The 14,284-nt window shown below is 48.9% G+C and carries 14 protein-coding genes; 4 read left to right on the top strand and 10 right to left on the bottom strand.

Annotation, left to right across the window (positions count from 1 at the left end):
* The first annotated feature begins 108 nt into the window (after nt 1-108).
* Nucleotides 109-2,343, top strand: coding sequence for a hypothetical protein (locus ACES2G_RS11040; protein WP_347358325.1), 2,235 nt, complete (start codon nt 109-111; stop codon nt 2,341-2,343).
* A 57-nt stretch (nt 2,344-2,400) separates the two neighbouring features.
* Here the strand turns inward: ACES2G_RS11040 and ACES2G_RS11035 are convergent, their stop codons facing one another.
* The 6 genes from ACES2G_RS11035 to mreC all read right to left on the bottom strand — a co-directional run bounded on the left by ACES2G_RS11035 (nt 2,401) and on the right by mreC (nt 8,853).
* Nucleotides 2,401-2,958: a hypothetical protein gene (locus ACES2G_RS11035; protein ID WP_347358326.1), complete on the bottom strand. Its 558-nt coding sequence runs from the start codon at nt 2,956-2,958 to the stop codon at nt 2,401-2,403.
* Nucleotides 2,959-3,205: 247 nt separating this feature from the next.
* Nucleotides 3,206-3,928 (bottom strand): lytic transglycosylase domain-containing protein, encoded by a 723-nt coding sequence (locus tag ACES2G_RS11030; protein WP_347358327.1) that lies wholly within the window; start codon nt 3,926-3,928, stop codon nt 3,206-3,208.
* Nucleotides 3,929-4,242: 314 nt separating this feature from the next.
* Nucleotides 4,243-5,367, bottom strand: coding sequence for a rod shape-determining protein RodA (gene rodA / locus ACES2G_RS11025; RefSeq protein ID WP_347358328.1), 1,125 nt, complete (start codon nt 5,365-5,367; stop codon nt 4,243-4,245).
* 2 nt (nt 5,368-5,369) lie between these two features.
* On the bottom strand, nt 5,370-7,358 hold the full coding sequence (gene mrdA / locus ACES2G_RS11020) for a penicillin-binding protein 2 (protein ID WP_374000177.1): 1,989 nt from the start codon (nt 7,356-7,358) through the stop codon (nt 5,370-5,372).
* Complete coding sequence (locus tag ACES2G_RS11015) at nt 7,355-7,891, bottom strand: hypothetical protein (RefSeq protein WP_374000176.1); 537 nt, start codon at nt 7,889-7,891, stop codon at nt 7,355-7,357. Before ACES2G_RS11015 ends, mrdA begins: the two co-directional genes overlap by 4 nt.
* Entirely contained in the window at nt 7,888-8,853 is a 966-nt protein-coding gene (mreC, locus tag ACES2G_RS11010) for a rod shape-determining protein MreC (RefSeq protein ID WP_374000175.1), read from the bottom strand. The genes ACES2G_RS11015 and mreC overlap by 4 nt, the downstream gene beginning before the upstream one ends.
* A gap of 177 nt (nt 8,854-9,030) precedes the next feature.
* Between mreC and ACES2G_RS11005 the strand changes: the two genes are divergently transcribed.
* Together ACES2G_RS11005 and ACES2G_RS11000 are read left to right on the top strand one after the other, a co-directional pair.
* Nucleotides 9,031-10,071 carry a SurA N-terminal domain-containing protein gene (locus ACES2G_RS11005; RefSeq protein WP_374000174.1) on the top strand — a complete coding sequence of 347 codons (1,041 nt, stop codon included), beginning with the start codon at nt 9,031-9,033 and terminating at the stop codon, nt 10,069-10,071.
* On the top strand, nt 10,071-10,694 hold the full coding sequence (locus tag ACES2G_RS11000; protein WP_374000173.1) for a hypothetical protein: 624 nt from the start codon (nt 10,071-10,073) through the stop codon (nt 10,692-10,694). The genes ACES2G_RS11005 and ACES2G_RS11000 overlap by 1 nt, the downstream gene beginning before the upstream one ends.
* On the opposite strand, the gene ACES2G_RS10995 is transcribed toward ACES2G_RS11000, so the two are convergent.
* Nucleotides 10,609-11,256, bottom strand: coding sequence for a hypothetical protein (locus tag ACES2G_RS10995; protein WP_347359234.1), 648 nt, complete (start codon nt 11,254-11,256; stop codon nt 10,609-10,611). The two genes, ACES2G_RS11000 and ACES2G_RS10995, sit on opposite strands and share 86 nt — an antisense overlap.
* A 230-nt stretch (nt 11,257-11,486) precedes the next feature.
* On the opposite strand from ACES2G_RS10995, the gene ACES2G_RS10990 reads away from it, so the two are divergent.
* Nucleotides 11,487-12,566 carry an endonuclease/exonuclease/phosphatase family protein gene (locus tag ACES2G_RS10990; RefSeq protein WP_374000172.1) on the top strand — a complete coding sequence of 360 codons (1,080 nt, stop codon included), beginning with the start codon at nt 11,487-11,489 and terminating at the stop codon, nt 12,564-12,566.
* Here ACES2G_RS10990 and ACES2G_RS10985 read toward each other — a convergent pair.
* Genes ACES2G_RS10985 through ACES2G_RS10975 form a run of 3 tightly spaced genes read right to left on the bottom strand, consistent with a single transcriptional unit; the run spans nt 12,563 to nt 14,243 of the window.
* Entirely contained in the window at nt 12,563-13,252 is a 690-nt protein-coding gene (locus ACES2G_RS10985; protein ID WP_374000170.1) for a substrate-binding periplasmic protein, read from the bottom strand. The genes ACES2G_RS10990 and ACES2G_RS10985 overlap by 4 nt on opposite strands.
* 20 nt (nt 13,253-13,272) lie before the next feature.
* Nucleotides 13,273-13,677, bottom strand: coding sequence for a cytidine deaminase (locus ACES2G_RS10980; RefSeq protein ID WP_347359237.1), 405 nt, complete (start codon nt 13,675-13,677; stop codon nt 13,273-13,275).
* Nucleotides 13,674-14,243 carry a nucleoside triphosphate pyrophosphatase gene (locus ACES2G_RS10975; RefSeq protein WP_347359238.1) on the bottom strand — a complete coding sequence of 190 codons (570 nt, stop codon included), beginning with the start codon at nt 14,241-14,243 and terminating at the stop codon, nt 13,674-13,676. The genes ACES2G_RS10980 and ACES2G_RS10975 overlap by 4 nt, the downstream gene beginning before the upstream one ends.
* Nucleotides 14,244-14,284 lie beyond the last annotated feature (41 nt).

The following is a 14,284-nucleotide window of genomic DNA, read 5'->3' as shown; positions in this document are numbered from 1 at the left end:
GTCGGGGTCAGTAAAACGGGCAGCAAAGACGCGAGCACTTCAGTGAAGTTGACAAAGAAATTGTCCTGCATTTTCGACAATCAAATAATTCCAGATGGGCAGAGTGTCGTGGCTTATACGAGTGCAGCGGTTTTAGCCGGGGAAACCTGCGCAAGTGTTTCGGAGTCACGGCTTTGTTCTAATGGAGTTCTTTCGGGTTCGGCATCGTTTGCAAGTTGTTCTGCCGGTGCAGATGGGGCGGCACTTGTAACGGTCGAAGAGTTTGAAGAACGGGTCAGTGAAACGGTTGGAGTAAAATCTTTTACTCTGAAGCTTTCAGAAGCAAAACCTTATGCCGTCAATGTCAGTTACTACGTTTCGGGCGATTATGTTTATATGCTTGACGCCGACTTAAACCCTGCGGGCTCGGTGACCTTTGCTCCCAATGAAACGACAAAAGTTGTGAGCTTTCAGGTGCTCAATAATGGAATTGGACAGATCGAGCGCTTGATGCAGCTTAATCTTGTCGGTACAAATCGTCCGATGGTGACTCTGGGCGAGCACTATCAGGCGCGTTTGTTCTTGCGCGATGATGACGGCGGATTTAATCCGAGCATTGATAAAGCTTTTGTGATCGGCTCGCAGATCACTTGTGCCCTTTGGGGGGATGGCAGTCTTTTCTGTGCGGGCGCTCAATTTGATTCAATACCGACAGAAGTTGATGCTGGCGTGAAGTACATAAGGCTGGAAGACAGTCAGCAGGGGAATGGCGACAATCAGTCATTCTGTGGGCTTACGACAACCCAAAAGATTAAGTGCAATAACGGTTCAGATCGTACGATGACGGTTGTTGATGGCGCGGTCAGCTATTTGGATTTTGATTCGGAGTATGCCCTATGCGGAGTTACGGATACAAACGAGCTTAAGTGCGAGGTCTCTGGATCCATGCAGGTGGTCGATGCTGGGGTTTCCTATAAAAAAGTTGTTTTGTCGTATAACAAGATCTGTGGTCTCACGACGGGAAATCTTCTTCGCTGTGCCTCATTAGCTACATTTGGTGCGCCGGGGGCGTTTGAAGATTTCGACGCTGGAGTTCAGTATTCAGATATTTCCGGCAATGGACAAGGGAGCACTTATGGCCTGAGTTTCACGGGCGAGTGGAAGCTCATTTGTACCTATATCGGATGCACTACAACCGTGCTCGATGCCGGAAACACATACACAAGTATCCATCGCCAATGTGCCATCAAAGCCAATGGAAATGCGAAGTGTGACAACTCCTCGGTGGAGTTGAATTACAACTTCAAGCATATTTACACCACGGGGTCCGGCGGGAACTATCAAAAGGCATGCGGTGTGACGGTAGCTGGTGAAATGCTCTGCTGGAATACATCAGACTATAATTGGGGCGGCTGGAAAGGTGTGGATGTTGTCGCCAGCAGCACGCTGCGAACGGAAGTGCAGGGCCTAGGGAATGTGGTGAAAGTCCGTCGCAATATTGCCGGAGCGACTTGTGCGATTCAAGCCGACGGACGGGTTCAGTGTTTTGATGGCACAATCCTGGGTTTTTATAGATCAACTCCTGTGGAGCAGGTAAATCTGACCAGTCATAGTGTCAAAGATATGTTGAACAATTTGTATGTTCTGAATTCGGATGGCTATGTTCTTTTGAATACGATGGGCTCCTACTTGCAGATTGATGCGGAAAAGTACACGGCCTTTAATTCAGCTGGCGGGTGGAGTTATGAGTTCTGTGGCTTTACTCAAGACCAAAAAATTCGCTGTAGGAAAAGCGATGGAACTTTTGAGTACCTGTATTCGGGCGCAGCCATCAAAGACTATACGGGATCTCCAAGTCAGGGCTGCTATCTGAGTTCGGCGGGAGTTCTGTCTTGTTGGGACAACTACTATAACTCCCTTCCAAGCCCAACGGTTGTCGATAACACCGACACATACACCCAGATTTCAGGTGACTATCAAAGAGGTTGCGGGGTTTCTGCGACAAGTGGTGAGATCAAGTGTTGGGATAATAATTGGAATTACTCTGCGGACCCCGTTGTATTTACGGTTCAAGATCCTGGTGTTCAGTATGCAAAAGTTTTGGCTCCACAGAATGGTTATTGGGATAATGAAGTTTGTGGTATCACAACGGCTGGAACTTTAAAATGCGGAACCAGAAACGGAGCCTATGCGGTAGTGGATTCAGGACATCTTTATTCGCAGATTGTATCGGCTTCCTGTGGGATTACGACTGATGGTAAGTATCGTTGTTCTGGAGGATATGCGGCTGGAGCGGTTTCTTTGAGTTGGAAACGTCCTGTCTTGATGAATAAGTGGTTTACGAACATCGCTGTTGGTCCGTAAAAAGACGTCTAGGGTTTGATGCCCCAGACGTCTGCGGTTTGTTTCCGTTGGTATGAGCTATTTTACTGTGGCAGTGACGATGTCACAGATATTGCCCTGAAGCAGAGAGCCTCCGCGGTAGATTGTCGCATCCAGAACGTTCTCGCCCTTCAATGCTTCTTGGCGGATCTGTTCGCAATCACTTGCGTAGTTCTTACAGATGCCAGCGCTGTCTTGGCTTTCACAAACCCAGAAAAGACTTTTCACTTTGTAACCTACGATTTTTACGTTTTCCAGTTCAGAGTGCAGCTCAACGTTACAGATGATCTGCGCACGGCCATTGGCATCGATATCGCTGGACCAGCTATATGTGAACTTCTTGTATTCCAGCTCTAAAGCACGCTTAGAAGCGATGTCCTTTTTACGTGTATCGATATTCTGAATGAACTTTTCGCAGCGTTCGCCCAACTCCTGAGTTGTGCCTTTGCGGGACCACTGTAAGACGCGTTTGGACGGTTTGCCGAAGGTGCATCTGTCACCGGCCTCATTACAGCCGATGCCGGTATAGTAAGGGGCCGCATGAGCAATGCTTCCCAACATCATCAATGAAAGTAGTGTCGCCAGTGTCTTTTTCATAAAAGTGTTTTGTTCGAAAGTCTTTTTGGAACTATCTCCAAAAAAGCCTGCGATCTCCTTATGATGGACTGCTTTGCGAATCCTATTCCAAACCGGTGATGGGTTAAAATCGAGAACAGATAAAAACGATGTATAAAATCCTGAGGGAGCGACGGCTTTGGGCTCCTGTCAAAGAAGTGGACACCCCAAAAGAATATGGCCTCAAGGAGATCCCTGAGGCCGATTAAAACTCTTTATGACCATTTTGTTAGAAAGCGGCGATGCGATGGTGACCTGGTTCCTGGGCATTCATTTTCGCATACAGCTCGCCGTAGTTTTTCATTACGCGAGAGTTGTATTCCGCAGGCTTTACATTTTTAGCCAGCAGGCGGCGTACGTTCGTTGGGCCCATGTTGTAGGCACTGACATACTTCATCGCCTTGTTGTCGAACTTGTCGCGCAGATAGTTCATATAGGCCAGGCCGATCTTGATGTTGGCGCCCGGGCTTTGCAAAGTCTTTTTGCCGTTCCAGGGAAGATCGAACTTTTTAGCAATCCATTCCGCAGTGTCAGGCTTGATTTGCATCAAACCGATTTCACCGTGGCGACCAACAACCAAAGGGTTGAACTTGCTTTCGGTTTTGATCACCGCCAGAACAAACACCGGGTCCAGTTCATATTTTGCACTTTCAGAAATAACTGTGCGGGCAATGGCGCGAGCTTGATATTTGAATTTAGCCGGAAGCTGGCTTTGCACCTTTTTATAGATGACTTCATTCAAAGCCTTTTGACCTTCCAATGCCTGAGCGTCGCTGCCTTTATAGTCGCGACCCAGCAGTTCTTTCGCGTGAGCGATGCGGGAAGCCTCGTTCACGCTCTCAATCGCTGGTACCTCGTGGTGCCAGTTAGAGAAAGAGAAGTTGTTAAATAGAACCGACGTGAGCGAAGCGGTGACAAAGGCGATTCCGATTTTGAGATGTTTCGTTTTCATATCCGCGTCCTCCTGTTACAGAGGAATAGTTCAAGGGTCGTGCCGAGAAGCTAAGTGCGTGGAATGAATCAGGTCTTGGAATGAAGCAGGTATCAGATGCGATGAATTTGAATTGACCAAGGGGGGTGTCAACCAATGTATGAACACTGTCTGATCAGTGGTTAGTCGATATGGGATGAATTCTTACTCTGAGACACTCGAGATAAGACACTCTGTTTTGTGATGAATCCAAGGATAAAAAGGCTTGATCGAGGGAATAAAAAAAGCGCTGAGTTGCAGGCTCAGCGCTTGATGAATTGTATCTAAAAACGATTCTAGAACAGATAGCGACGGTACGCCACACTCGATATCAGACCCAGGCCTGCCATGGTGGTCAGCATGCTTGATCCACCGTAGGACAGCAGTGGCAGCGGAACCCCGACGATCGGCAGCAAGCCGATAACCATCCCGATATTCACGAACATATGCCAGAAGATGTAACACAGTACTCCGACCGTCAGCAGGGCCCCGAATTTATCGCGAGCATTGGAGGCAATGCGGATTCCGGTGATAAATAAGAAACAGAACAAACCAATCACGGCGATAGAACCAACAAAGCCGTGCTCTTCACTTAGCACGGAATAAATAAAGTCCGTGTGACGTTCCGGCAGGAATTCCAACTGGGACTGGGTCCCTTTCATAAATCCTTTGCCGAAGAAGCGGCCCGAGCCCACTGCAATCTTGGATTGAATACTGTTGTATCCGGTTCCGCGCGGATCGCTGGTCGGGGAAAGGAACGTCAAAACACGGTTTTTCTGATAATCGTGCAGAACGAACTTCCAGGCGATCGGAATTGCGATAATACCCAAGGCGATGATCGTCGCCAGAATGGATTTTCTGATCTTGGCAAAGATCATCATGGAGCCACCGATGGCTGCCAACATCATGGCGGTTCCCAAGTCCGGCTGTTCAACGACCAGACCAAAAGGAATCAGCAGGGCAATCAAAGGCATGGCCAGTTCTTTCAAGCCCATGCCGCGCCCAAATGTGGTGCGGGTGGAAAGGATCTTTGCCATCAGCATAATCAACGCCAATTTCATGGTTTCAGAAGGCTGATAGCGGAAAAAGCCCAGATCAATCCAGCGCTGCGCCCCCAGGGCCACCTTCCCGAAGAAGGTCACATACAAAATCGCACCCAGATTCAGGATGTAAGCGGCGAGGGCGATTCTCATAACAATGGAATAATCAACGATTGTCACCACCAGGAAGACGGTCCAGCCCACAATCAGCCACATGATTTGAGAGATGAACAGCGAGGCCACATCCTGGGTTGTGGGGCCGTGTGTGGCACTCCACAGATTGATAAGTCCAATCACATTCAACGCCAGAATGACGATGATCAAATTAATATCTAACTTTTTGAAGAGAGTTCTTTCTTCAACATGCAAAGAGGTAAACACTCTTATTCTCCTTCAACAGTTTCTGGCGCAGTCACCGGAGCTTGTGCTCTTTTGCCGCCCTTGGCTTTCAATGCTGCTTCGATCACTTCAGGGTGATACTTCATGAAATAAGCCTGAACAATGTCACGAACAATCGGGGCGGCCCCGGTGCTGCCGTGGCAGGAGTGTTCGGCCAAAGCCGCGATGGTGATTTCCGGATTGTCAGCCGGTGCGAAGGCAATGAACCAACCGTGGTGACGCATATGAATCGGACGGCTTTCACACTTTGCATAGATCTGATCGGCCGAGAATCCCATAACCTGTGCGGTTCCGGTTTTTCCGGCCATTTCAACCCCTGGAACTTTCCAGTGCTTCGCGGTTCCGCGAGCCCCGTTGGCCACGCGTCTCATGCCCTCTTTAACCGTCTTAAAGGTTTCCGGGGAAATATGCACACCGTTAGGCTGGGTCTGTTGCAGATCGCGAACCACTTGCGGGAAGTTTTCACGCAGGACTTTTCCGTCTTGATCGATGATCTTTCTAAGCAGGAAGGGTTTTACAACTTTTCCTTCTGTACCGATGGCGTTGTAAGCAATGGCCATGGACAGAGGTGTGACGTTCACGAAACCCTGACCAATCGCCGTGGAAAGGTTTTCCCCCGGCTGCCATTCTTCGCCCACCGTTGCTTTCTTCCAAGCGGAGTTCGGCATGGTGCCGGACACTTCACGGGAAAGCTCAATACCGGTTTTTTGGCCGATACCCAGCAGACTGATATAGTCGAACATTTTATCGACGCCCAACGCGATACCCATCTTATAGAAGAACACGTTGGAAGATCTTTCCAAGGCGTCAAAAACAGTGATGTTACCGTGACCGCCTTTTAAGTGGTCATGATAAGGACGGCGTCCGAAGTAGAATACACCCGGTGCAGAAACAATCGTGGTTGGTGTGATCACTTTTTCCTGCAAAGCCGGAACCGCCACCAAAGGTTTGAAAGTCGAACCCGGAGCATTGTGATCCTGGATGACTTTGTTACGCAAAGGTTTGAACGGATCATTGATCAGCTTGGACCAGGTCTGTGCCGAGATACCAGTAGAGAACTCATTCGGATCAAAAGACGGGGTGCTGACCCAGGCCAGAATCTCGCCGTTGGTTCTCATTGCCACAACCGCCCCGATGCGATTCAGACTCATGAAGGACTTGAAGGCCGCTTCCTGAATGTCGCGATCGATGGTCAGGATGGCATTGTTCCCGTGAACCGGGATCATGTCTTTGATTTGCTCACCGTAAATGTTCGGAGTTTGAGTCACGGCCTCACGACCGTGGGCATCAACCTGGATAAAGCTTACGCCATCAGAACCACGGATGTCTTTTTCCAGTGTTTCTTCCAGACCGCTTTTCCCGATGATGTCACCCTGGTCGAACTTTAAGGCACCTTTATATTGTTCGTTCAAAAGCGGCAACTGACGTTTTGAGATCTCTCCCACGTAACCAAAGAGCTGAGCCCCGTTGTCACGCAAAGGATAGAAGCGCACGATGGATTCACGAATCTCCAGGCCCGGAGTGTCCAGGCGCATGCGCTTTAAGCGGAAGACTTCTTCACGGCTCAAATTTTCTTTCAGACGGATTTGTGCAAACGGCCCGTTTTGACGGCGGCTTTTTTGAACCTTCAAGATGACTTTGTCTGGTTCCATGCTCAGCACCGGACCGACGGTTTTAGCCAGCTCATCAAGGCTCTCAATATATTGCGGGGACAGGATGGCCTCAAAGCCCGGCAGATTTTCCACCAGCACTTTGCCATCACGATCCAGCATCAGTCCGCGCGGAGAAGTGATTTTGTTTTGCTTGATACGGTTTTTTTCCGAGAACTCGCGCAGCTCATTACCAGAAATGATCTGCAGATACCACAGACGCATCGTGAAGATGGTCAGGGCAAAGCCGATGGCGATATAAAAGATCTTGTACCGGCTCTGATACTCTTTTGCCTCGTCCGGATTACTGACGTAGGTACTCATAGCTCCAATCCTCCGGGCTCATGCATTAATTCGTCCTGTGTGATCTTGTCGATCTTGGCCAGCAGCCAGTACATCGGGAACGCGAACGAAGGAGTCAGAACAATTTGTACCAGTCGATCTACAATTTCAAAGCTTGCAGGGTTCTTCTCTATCACCATCGAAGTAAAGAAAAAGATCAGGTGATAAGCCACAGCAGAGAAGGCACACATAATCGTATAATATCCTGAGCCGGACCAAAAGACGCGTGTCTTGATTCCATAGACCAAGGTAAAGAGAATGATAAGACTGATCCACATCATCTTCAGTGGCATGGCCGTAAATGTGAGCAAAATGAAGCCCATGGCGTAAATCATGAAGATGGCCGGGAACGGTTTACGATAAAGGATCACATACACGACCAGGTTCAGCCACAGCAGTGGGGAAGGCACATTCCCGAAAAGCTGAAACCAGAACGTGGTTTGGAAGCCGGCCAAAAGCATCAGCACGGCAAAGAAAACCAAAAAATTCAGAAGGACGTTCCAGCGGATTTTCACTGTCTCTTCTCCTGAGGTTTTGGTGTGGCTGCTGGAGTTGGGCTGGCTGCAGGGGCGGGAACTGTCGGAGTCGCTGATGCCGTCGCGCCAGTCTCGGCGCTTTCCGCAGCTTTCGGAGCGAACTTGTCACCAAAGTCTTCGTTGTTGCCTTGCAGAACGATAAACACTTCTTCCACTTTGTAAGGGTCCACGACCGGGCGCAGATCCACTTTCAAGGACACGCTGAAGGTTTTCTTTTCCACGGATTCAACCACGGCGACCGGGAAACCTTTCGGGAAGATATTGTCCAAGCCACCAGTGACAACCAAGTCACCTTCCTGAACATCTTCGGTTCTTTCCACGTATTTCAACTGCAAGGTGCTGCTGTACTGGCTTTTGCCTTCGACAATCCCGTGGGCACGGGTTCTTTGTACGATCCCATCAACTACGGCATAGCGGTCTGTAATTAGCATGACATGGGCGGTAAAAGTATCTGGCTTGAAGATGTAACCCAAAACCCCGCCGGTTGTGATGACGGCTTGGCCGGCCTTCAGGCCATCCTGAGTTCCTTTGTTGATGGTGATGGTATTGTGGTCAATCACCAGATCGCGTCCGATCACTTGGGCTGCGGTCAGGGACATCTTGGTTTGTTCTTTGAACGCCAAAAGTCCGCGCAGGCGGTCATTTTCGATCAAAAGCTCGTTCATTTTCTCCAGACGGGCTTGCAGCTCATTATTTGTGCTGGTCAAATGCTCGCTGTGCTTTTTGATGTTGATCAGGTCAAGGTACATGGCCGTGGTGCCTTTGACGCCGGAACTAAATCCGTAGAAGGTCTCTGACACGACACTGCCAAGAAGGCTGAAGGGTTTGGCCAACCAGTTGGATTCCTGCGGACGCTGCTGCATGTTGATAGAAATAAGCGGCAAAGCCAAAACAATCCCTATCATCACAAGTTTCTTGAGATCAAAGTTGAAGAAATTCAAAACCGGTTCCTCTTTGTTGCAATATGGATGGGGACGGTTTTTGGGCGCGTCCCTGTCTAATATTTCCAACGCTAGTCAAAAGCTTCAGGGAATTCAACAATTTCCCCTTGAAAAAAAATAAAAATAGTTGGGTAATGAATCGGCGTTTTTGAAGTTCGTTTCAGGAAGGATGAAGTTATGAGCGACAGTATGGCAGATAAGTTGAAGAGAAAACTCTCCACAAAGAGCATCACTGCGATGGTGGTTTTCGGAGCTATCATTATGGTTTTTGTCTTCTTCGGCATGCCCGGCCAGATGGGGGCAGGAGTTGGTTCCGTAGCACGTGTGAATAACACGTTGATCTCTGTGGCGGACTTCCAAAATGAAGAAAACCGTATCCAACAGTACTATCAAAACCTGTTTGGAAGTCAGATGGACTTTAGCTCTCAGCGTCAACTTTTGCGTCAGCAGGCGTTGGAAAATCTGGTTCGTATGGAACTGGTGTCCCAGGCTGCTGAAAAGAACGGCATTTTGGCGACAGACGCGGAAGTTCGCGACTTTATCGTGAAGGACATCCCGTTCTTCCAGCAAAATGGTCAATTCCAGAGAGAATTCTATTCCCGCTACTTGGAGTCCACACGCACCAACCCAGGCAATTTCGAAAATAAGGTGCGTAAGGACATCGCTAATGTGCGCACGCGCTCTTTGTTTGAGCTTGTGACCCAGCCAACAGCGGTGGAGCTTAAGAAGCTTCATGATATCCGTGGTTCTAAGATCAACGTGACTTTCGTGAAAATTGATTCCGAAGCTGCCAGCAAAGCTATGACGAAAGAAAAAGCGGAAGCGGCGATCAAAGCTTTGGATGAAGCTTTGGTTAAAGGTGACGAAGCTGCGGTTAACGCACAGTTGAAAGAACTGAAAGCAACTTGGGAAGAAACCGGCCTTGTTGGTTTGGATTCTGAAACATTCCCTAAGATCACAAGCTCTGTGGCGACAGAGGCGGTCTTCGAGTTGACTAAAACCGAGCCTCTTTTGAAGCGTTTGGTTCGTGACGGCAATGCGAAGTACGTTTTGAAGCTGAAAGAAACCAAGATTGAAGAAGTTAAAACTGCGCTTGAACCAATGTCTGTTGAAATGGTTCAAAAACGTCGTGGCGACGGTATGTTTGAAGCTTGGATCAATCAGTTCCGCTCCAAATCTCACGTGACCATGAATACTCAGGCGTTGCAGTTGAACTAATGCTGCAATTCGTACGAGAGATTCCTATTCGAATCGTCTTGCAAGAAACCCCGTCCTTACGACGGGGTTTCTTATTTCATGTGGCTGCAGGGTTTGCCCGTCAGGATGGGCAGATTGATCCTCTTTCAGGGATGAGTGTGAACCTGATGCACGTCGATAGCTGGCTGGCCGAATTAAAAACTCAAGCCGAGCAAAATCCATGCACCAGTTTAAACGATCTACTTGAAAACTTCCGAGCCACGCTTTCAGGCAAAGCGACATCTCAAGGCGCACAGTTGTGCAGCCTGGTCTTGCGGGAAGAGCGCGGCTGGAGTTTGTCTTGGAGCCTGGTCGAAACTCTCAGCGGGGTTCGCTGGACTTATGCACACTATCTGGAGCTGCTGCCTTTGGCGGGGCGTTTTGAGCTTGTGCGCGTGGGCTTGACGTGGCTTCGCCCCTCGTCTTGCGAAGCGGACCTTCAGCATGAAGGTTTTAAAATTATGAAGTCCTTGCAAAACACTTCGGGCTTGGAAGAGTTATTGGAAAAGCTAATACCTTTTAAAGGGATGACTCTGGCTTCGGGATGTCTCTTGGAGGACATCCGTCTTCGCCTAAGTTCTCAGGACATTCTTTTGACTTTGTAGTCGATACTTTGTCTGTGGGGGATAGGTTGTTCTTAAAATAGAGCTCCACATAGTGCGTGAAGCTTTCTTTTGTGATGCTTTTATTGAAGATCTCCAGATGCCTCAGGCTGCGTGGAGTTTTTTTGAAGGCCACAGCGTATTCGTCCATATGAATGATTTTGGCATTGATCTGCAACTGATTCTGGAACGGGCGCAGTCGGGGACTGGTGCGGGTCAGATATTCAAACATGGTCGCATCAATAAACGCCAGATCCACACGTTTGCGTGCCAGCTTCAGCAGATTGAGTTCATCACTGGAGGCATTTTCAATGTGCAGCTTTTTCTTCTTTTGCAAAGGGGCGACCATCTTGGCCAGATCGTAACCCATAACGTTTCCAATTTTATAGGCGGTCAAATCTTTGGCTTCCTGCCAGACAATTGGATGATCTTTTCTTTCAGCAAAAAACCAGGGCGTAACATACATAACATTGGACATGCGGAAGTCCGCTGTGACATTGACCTCGGTCACCGGGAAGAAGCCGGAAATCTCGTTTTTCTGCAACACCTGCAGGACAGCGGGCACGTTCGAACCTCTTTGGCTTTCAGTCAAAATTGTATTTGAGCACGTTGGAGAACTCCAATTACCAAGTCGCAATGCCTGGGGTGTGATGCGGAAAGTGTTCCGGTGTCGATCTTTTAGACGCTGACTGTGGCCTGAGCTATGCCTTGGTGATTTTTAGGTAGGCACTGGGTTTGCTCTGAAATACGTGGATTCCTTTAATTGCAGCACAACCTATTTTTTGAGGGTGTCGTATGAAACTGAAAGCATGGATTCTGGGGAGCGCCTTATTGATGTCGGCTCAGGCTTTTGCTGAAAGCTATTGGGCTCCAGATCCTCGTCCGCCACGTTTCTGCCTGCAGAACTTCAATGCCTATGGTCCTATCTATGCCAAAGATATTGAAGGTCGCACCGAGCGCATGACCGGTCTGCTGCAGGCTATTCCCAAATGCGATGTGGTTCACTTGCAGGAAGTCTGGAACGAACCACAAATCAATCTGATCGAAAACAATCTTAAAAGACAGTACAGTATCAGCGCCCCAAACCGCGAAGCCCGTATTGGCGTGATGTCCTTATTCATGGGGGATATCAAAGGGACAGAAACGCAGGCTTTCGATGTGAACAACGAAGGTGGCGTCCTGGATTCTGTGCGTGAAGTATTGGATGTGCGCAAGGCTTTTCACGTTGTGAAAGCGGGCTTCTTCGGAATTGATGAGGATTTTTATTTTATCAATACCCATTTGCATCCATCGTCTCCGGCGGTGCGGGTGACTCAAGTATTGGATATCCTGAAGTGGCGACTGAAGCATCAGGATATGAAGATGCTTTTGTCCGGCGATTTTAACGCCAATGTCGGCAGTCTGGAGCGGGCTTTGGTATTGGCAACTTTGGGTGCGCGTGATGCCATGGAAGATGCCATGGGCGGATACCCCAAAAAAGGTTACTGCACTTACTGCGCGGGCAATCCTCGTGGCTGGATGCTGACGGATCAGGTCTTTGATTATATCTTCTATTCCAATATTGGCGATTCTTCCACGACCTTACGTGTGGAGTCCGGTGAAGTGAATATGCGTGGGACACGCCGTGAGCCACTGTCAGATCACTATGGTGTGCGCGTGCAATTCTCGGTGGACCCGAAACGTTCTTCCACGAACGAGCTGGGTTTGGAACTTCGCAAGTCCTATGCTTTGCAGAATCTGGCGAAGGCCGAGCGTGTCTTGGCGGCACAGGAAGAGCCTGAGTTCAGGTCTTATGTGGAGCTTCTGAAAGAGCTTCAGTCGCAACTTCAGAACAAGTCCGGCGAGTTCTATAAGTATTTTGTGAACTTCCGTTAAGGAGATGGGGCGCGCGAATTGATTTTTTGCACGTCCTGGCTCAGCCGGGATTTTTTCGAGATCCCAAAAACACCAAAATCTTCAATGATCGGGCGTCCTACGCGCTTGAAGGCTTTTAGAGGAATGCCTTCCTGTTGGGTATAGAACGTCAAAACATCCGTGTTGCAAACGAAGAGCTGAATTTCCCCGGAATGGAGTTTACGCAGTCCTTGGGTGACACTCTGGACTTCCACCTTCTTGCTATGAGGCAACTTAAGATAGCTCCCCAGGGGCTCTCCGTACTCGTAACCCAGAACATATCCAATACTGTAGTGACGCAGATCCTGAGTGGTTTGCCAGTGCATTTGTGAAAGGTACTGATTGTTGGCCAGCGCCCACAGGGCTTCCTCGGTTTTGATCACTTGTTTGGTGTAGGTCAGGTAGGTCTTCTTGGGGTCCACTTGCATCGGACCGATGATATCCACGGATCCATCTTCAGCCTCTTTTAAGGCCCTTTTCCAAGGGATGATTTTGACATCCAGGTCCGACTCTTTGACCCCCAGCATTTTCGCCAGCAGGGGCAGGGAAGTTCCCTTGGGAACCCCGCGTTCCTCATAGATGAAGGGAGGATAGGGGTCCGAGGCGAAGCGGATCTTTTGGGCTTCAGCAGAAGGGGAAAAAAGAAATATCACCCAGAGCAGTGGCATGTCTTTTCCCCTTGCGCGAGTTAATCAAGATGTTTTGGAGTGAAAGCTTCCGGGAAAATTTCCGGGAACTGGAATGATTTCACCTTACCTTGAAGATTTGCGGTATGAATAATTGTGTGTTCGTTAGCAAACTCAGCAATCACCTGACGGCAAAAACCACATGGTGGCCAAGGTTTTTCAGCGTCACTGACAACCAAAATTTCCTTGATCAATTTTTGTGCGCCCTCGCTGACGGCTTTGAAAATAGCAACACGTTCGGCGCAAACAGTGCCACCATAGGACGCGTTTTCCACATTGCAGCCGGTAAAGATCTGACCATCACCCATCAGAACAGCGGCACCAATCAGCGCATCCGAATACGGAGCATGGGCTTTGCGTTGAACATGGCAGGCGGCTTCAAAAAGTTTTTTCTGTGTTTCATTCATAGATCTAGATTCTCTAATATTTTGTTCAGTGCGATCAAGGGCAATCCTTGAATGGCGGTGAAATCCTGGCTTTCGATTTTATCAAACAGCATGATTCCGTGTTTTTCAATTTTATAACTTCCGGCGCAGTCGATGGGGTTATCCAGACCAACATATTTTTCGATCTGCTCGCGCGACATCTTCTTCATGTGCATACGCGTGATGTCGGTGTAGGGGATCTTTTTCTCACCGTCATAGATACAGATCGCAGTGATCAGCTCATGAGCTTTTCCCTGCATACTGAGCAACTGTTCAACGGCCTTTTCTGTGGTGTGGGCTTTGCCGATAATGCGGCCTTCAAAGGACACCAATTGATCCCCGCCGATCACAACCGCATCAGCACTTTTCAGACTGGCCGCCTTCAGGTCCGCCAGCTTTTCAGCCAAGGCCTGTGGGGACAGGGCCGGGTCTTTTTCCTTTTCTTCGTCGATAAGGGGAGCTTGGGCGGTGTAAGCGTAAGCCAAACGAGAAAGAAGCTCTTGGCGATATTTCGATGTACTTGCGAGGATCAGTTGCTTTTTTGGCATAGGGCTCAATATATCCGTTCTTGCAGGCAGCGGCATCACTT

The organism is Bdellovibrio bacteriovorus (genome assembly GCF_041888015.1).
Lineage (GTDB): Bacteria > Bdellovibrionota > Bdellovibrionia > Bdellovibrionales > Bdellovibrionaceae > Bdellovibrio.
The sequence above is the reverse complement of the archived record's forward strand: the minus strand, read 5'-3'. Positions and strand labels throughout refer to the sequence as shown.

Bases quoted from the DNA above. Each gene is read 5' to 3' on its own strand.
- ACES2G_RS11000 (WP_374000173.1), top strand. From the start codon at position 10,071: ATGCTGCAATTCGTACGAGAGATTCCTATTCGAATCGTCTTGCAAGAA.
- ACES2G_RS10990 (WP_374000172.1), top strand. From the start codon at position 11,487: ATGAAACTGAAAGCATGGATTCTGGGGAGCGCCTTATTGATGTCGGCT.
- ACES2G_RS11005 (WP_374000174.1), top strand. From the start codon at position 9,031: ATGAGCGACAGTATGGCAGATAAGTTGAAGAGAAAACTCTCCACAAAG.
- mrdA (WP_374000177.1), bottom strand. From the start codon at position 7,358: ATGAGTACCTACGTCAGTAATCCGGACGAGGCAAAAGAGTATCAGAGC.
- ACES2G_RS10975 (WP_347359238.1), bottom strand. From the start codon at position 14,243: ATGCCAAAAAAGCAACTGATCCTCGCAAGTACATCGAAATATCGCCAA.
- ACES2G_RS10985 (WP_374000170.1), bottom strand. From the start codon at position 13,252: ATGCCACTGCTCTGGGTGATATTTCTTTTTTCCCCTTCTGCTGAAGCC.
- ACES2G_RS11030 (WP_347358327.1), bottom strand. From the start codon at position 3,928: ATGAAAACGAAACATCTCAAAATCGGAATCGCCTTTGTCACCGCTTCG.
- ACES2G_RS10980 (WP_347359237.1), bottom strand. From the start codon at position 13,677: ATGAATGAAACACAGAAAAAACTTTTTGAAGCCGCCTGCCATGTTCAA.
- ACES2G_RS11035 (WP_347358326.1), bottom strand. From the start codon at position 2,958: ATGAAAAAGACACTGGCGACACTACTTTCATTGATGATGTTGGGAAGC.